The organism is Flavobacterium sp., from assembly GCF_036515215.1.
Lineage (GTDB): Bacteria > Bacteroidota > Bacteroidia > Flavobacteriales > Flavobacteriaceae > Flavobacterium.
In genome coordinates this window covers 1-4,045 of the sequence record NZ_DATBVQ010000086.1, presented here as the reverse complement: position 1 = coordinate 4,045, position 4,045 = coordinate 1, and the positions used below count along the sequence as shown (strand labels likewise).

General features: G+C 37.0%; 4 protein-coding genes. 2 read left to right on the top strand and 2 right to left on the bottom strand.

The features are described 5' to 3' along the window. The first annotated feature begins 183 nt into the window (after positions 1-183). Entirely contained in the window at positions 184-804 is a 621-nt protein-coding gene (locus VIH09_RS06150) for a hypothetical protein (RefSeq protein ID WP_331578949.1), read from the top strand. Between the two features lie 165 nt (positions 805-969). Next, positions 970-1,368, top strand: a complete 399-nt coding sequence (locus VIH09_RS06145) for a hypothetical protein (RefSeq protein ID WP_331578947.1) — start codon at positions 970-972, stop codon at positions 1,366-1,368. A 222-nt stretch (positions 1,369-1,590) separates the two neighbouring features. On the opposite strand, the gene VIH09_RS06140 is transcribed toward VIH09_RS06145, so the two are convergent. Continuing rightward, positions 1,591-2,706, bottom strand: a complete 1,116-nt coding sequence (locus VIH09_RS06140) for an IS91 family transposase (protein WP_331578945.1) — start codon at positions 2,704-2,706, stop codon at positions 1,591-1,593. Then, positions 2,685-3,551, bottom strand: coding sequence for a tyrosine-type recombinase/integrase (locus VIH09_RS06135; protein WP_331578951.1), 867 nt, complete (start codon positions 3,549-3,551; stop codon positions 2,685-2,687). Before VIH09_RS06135 ends, VIH09_RS06140 begins: the two co-directional genes overlap by 22 nt. Positions 3,552-4,045 lie beyond the last annotated feature (494 nt).

Sequence of the window (4,045 nt, the reverse complement as noted above, 5' to 3'; positions counted from 1 at the left end):
GTTATTAGGCTCAATTCTGTATCCTTTATACATTTCTGCTTCCATTTTATTAATTTATTTAGTGATTAAAAAAAGCCGAGAATATAACAATCGCTACAAGCCAGCAAGCCGAATCAACTTTGTCCATAGGCTTGCCGTCGTGTAGCTTTAACGTTGGGCGAAACATAAAAACAGCAGAACAAAATGAAGAAAATATTTACCATAATTTTATTTTTTATTTGTTTTATTAATACTTGGTCACAAGATTATAAATCACCTGAATATCAAAAAAAGAGATTTGAAGAAGCAAATGAATATTTAAAAAATTCAGATGTTTTTAGAGCTGCTGGTGTTTTTCAATTTGTAAATGAATTAAATCCGAAAAACGAACTCGGAAAAATATCTCTCAAAAAGTCTGACTCATTAAGACCAATTGCGCGTCAAAAATTAAAAGAAAGCTTAATTGGTACTTGGAAACTTAATAGAACTGGTTCAAATTGGGGATTTGAAAAAACAACCGATACAATTAATGATAAAATATTAATTGTAAATGAAAGTGAATTTAAGTTTTACGAACAAAACATAAAAACTAAAAAACTAAAACTGATAAAATCAGAAGAAATTAAATTTTCAAAAAGTATCCACGAAAGATATTATTCTTATGAATTTGTTTTCTCTGATAACCAAATTTGGCATATTAGTAAAAATGAAAAAACTGGTGAATTAAGGCAAGTAAATACTGGTGAGCAAAATGAAAATGGGAGAAGCGAAATTGTTTGTGGAAATTTGGAACTAATCTATACCGAAATAGAAAGTCTAAAATAGATGCATCGCCCAACAGCCATTTTGAGCTAGCTGGAATTTAGTGGAATTACCGTTTCGCATCAAGCTTTCGTTAATCCGAAAATTGAGCGGTTACGAATTTCCAGCCATCTCAAAGTGGCATAACGTTAGCAGTGATTTTGCATCAGAAAAGAAAATTTTTGGTTAATGAAAAAGACAATTAGAATACTAGCTTCTCTACTCTTCGTTCTTTTGATTTTCGGCTATTTGAACTTTTTCTCAAGTATTGTTTTTCCTTGGCAAAAAGCAGAAGCGATTAAAACGACATTAAATTGGGGCGGTTTAGCGGAACTGCCGAAAGAAGTAGAAAATCTTAGCGTTGAAAAATCAGGAAGTATGTTTACCCGAACTTTTACTATTGAATTCAACGCTGACCAAAAGGAAATTGAAAATTGGATTCTGAATAGTAAAAGACTTAAACATAATAAGCCAAAAGTAAAAGGAGTAAACGAAACTTACGGAATTTACCCAGGCGAAAATGAATCACTTGGCGGAAAAGTAAGCATCGAAAAAAGTAAGGTTACAATTCGAATGAGTTGGAGTTAATAAAAACCACTGCTAACAGCTAAAGTTTCGTTGCGTGCGTAGCACGAACAATGAAACTCGTGTTGAACGGAACCGCTCTACATCTATCCCTTATGGGGTTTTCGATAAACAAGTGAGAAGAATTTCAAGAGGCTATTGCGCCTCTTTTTTTGGGAGCAGTTTTTAACGTGGTTTTAATGTGTTTTCTTTCACAATAGCACATACCTTCCCTTACCCGTAAAATTAGCTTTTACAGGCAACAGAGTTTTGGCTACTGCCAAGATACCAAGCAGGCGGGCCACGCTGGTCAAAAACTGCTATTCGATGTAAATTGCCTGTTTTGCAGCAAGGACATTTGAGCAATAGGGGCTTCTTTTCTGCTTTTTCCAATACTTTCACTTGAAGTTTCTCCTGTAAAATCTTCAACTTTTGACGCTTCCAAGTACTGCTCAAAAAGCCATAATGACGTATTTTTACAAAGCCTTTGGGCAAAATATGTAATGCAAACCGCCTGATAAACTCCTGATGCGTAAGTGTCATTTGCTTTTTGACTCCCGCCATTCGATAATCTTTGTAATCAAAAGTCACATTCTGCCCATCAATGTTTTTGATTCGATGATTACTAATGGCAATTTTATGGGTGTATCTTCCCAAATATTCTACCACTGACTTTGGGCTTCCAAAAGGTTTTTTGGCAAAAACGACCCAAGGTTTTCGCCATAATTCTTGACGTATTTGCTCGTACTGTATTGGAGTTTTAGCTTTGAGTTTCCCACAATACTTTGCCCTAAAAACGGTCGATAAGGCTTTTACAGGAAACAGAAACTTACCGTCTGCTCGAATATTTTTCCATTGTCCGTCTTTATCTACTCCGCCACCTGGAATAATACAATGCAGGTGCGGATGCAAACTCAATTGCTGTCCCCAAGTGTGCAAAACGGCAATCATTCCCGTTTGCATTTCTTTGGTTTTACCAAATTGTTGTAACGTTTCCCAAGTCGCTTCAAACAAGATGTCATACACTATTTTTGGTTGGTGTATAGCCAAAGAATTAATACTATCGGGCAAAGTAAAAACTACATGAAAATATGGAATAGGTAAAAGTTCAGCGGTTCTGGCTTGAATCCAATCTTCTCTGTTTTTGCCTTGACATTTAGGACAATGCCGATTCCTGCAAGAATTGTAACTGATTTTTATAATACCGCAATCGTCGCAAGCATCGATGTGTCCACCTAATTCGGCAGTTCTACACCTCCTTATGGCAGATAGTGTACGCAATTGCCAACTGTTTAAACCTAAATCTTCAATTCTTGTTCCTAACTTTCGAGCTACATCAGCTACTTCAAACTTGGACTGCATTGTGCAAAAAGAGTATCAAGCGGACTAAATTTTTGTTGGCTTTCTAGTTGGGCAATTTGTAAATATTCCAAGGTGGTCTCTAGGTTTTGGTGTCCTAAAAGGTCTTTGAGCGTGATGATGTCCATACCATCTTCGAGCAAATGGGTAGCATAGGTGTGACGTAATGTATGTACATGAACTTCTTTTTGAATACCTACTGCTTTAGCCACTTGCTTCACCGCCCATTGCACTCCGCGTTGTGAATACCGACCATCAAAATCTCCTCCACCACGACCGGCAGGCTGACCATTGAAAAGGTAATCTTGGGGTTTTTCGACCTCAATGTATTTTTTTAATCCTCGAATCAAATGAATCGAAAGCGGTACGTAGCGGTCTTTCTTCCCTTTGCCTTGAACTACTTTGAGTTGTTTTCTATCGAAATCTAAATCTTGTAAGCGCAACGAACGTGCCTCCATACAACGAAGTCCACAACCATAAAGCAAACCAATAAGAATTTTGTGTTTGAGTAACTTTGCGCCTTGAAGCATCGCCCAAACTTCAGGTTTACTCAGTACAACAGGGAGTTTTTTCTCGTGTTTTATCGAAGGCAAACGCAAGTATTCATACGATAATCCTTCAGATTTAAGCAGAAAACGAAGTCCATAAACACAGTGTTTAAAATACGCTTGCGAGGGTGATTTAGACTTCTTTTGAAGATAAAATAAATAGTCGTGAACTTGCTCAGGATCCAATTCGGTCGGAATTTTACCAAAATACAATGCAATCGAAGCTACATGGCGGGAGTAATTTTTAAATGTGCTTTGGCTTCTACCCAAAACCGAGATGGTGCGCTCAAAACGATCAATAAGTTCCTCAAAACCTGGAACTTCACGCTTGGCTTGGTTAAGAATCTTGTTTTCTCTTAACGCATCAGGATGCTTTTTTTTGTAGTCATAATTATCTATTTTAGTTATCTTCGTAAGATAATCAAAATCGACAATGGTGCTACCGAAGGTTTAGTTCAACAGCGGTTTCGGGAGATTGCTGGGCTTGGTCAACTTCCGAAAAAACTACGTTTTTTCAAAAGTCGTCTTGTACTTGGAGAATTAAGTCTTAAATTCGTCGCAACCTCCCGAAGCCGCGGGACGTCAAACTGTCTAATAACCTCTTTTTTCTGTTGATATTTTGTATTAAAAATCCTTCAAATAATTTGCATAAATCGTTGATTTTTATTACATTTAAGCATGAAATTCATCAACGGAACCAACAGAAACCAACTCCCGCTTTTTGCCTCATCGATTGATGATGCCATCGCGCAAGACAACGAAATCAGGCTCATTGACCTTTTTGTGGATAGTCT

What these genes read in the sequence shown, in the direction of transcription:
- VIH09_RS06150 (WP_331578949.1), top strand. Translation starts at nt 184, where the DNA reads ATGAAGAAAATATTTACCATAATTTTATTTTTTATTTGTTTTATTAAT.
- VIH09_RS06145 (WP_331578947.1), top strand. Translation starts at nt 970, where the DNA reads ATGAAAAAGACAATTAGAATACTAGCTTCTCTACTCTTCGTTCTTTTG.
- VIH09_RS06140 (WP_331578945.1), bottom strand. Translation starts at nt 2,706, where the DNA reads ATGCAGTCCAAGTTTGAAGTAGCTGATGTAGCTCGAAAGTTAGGAACA.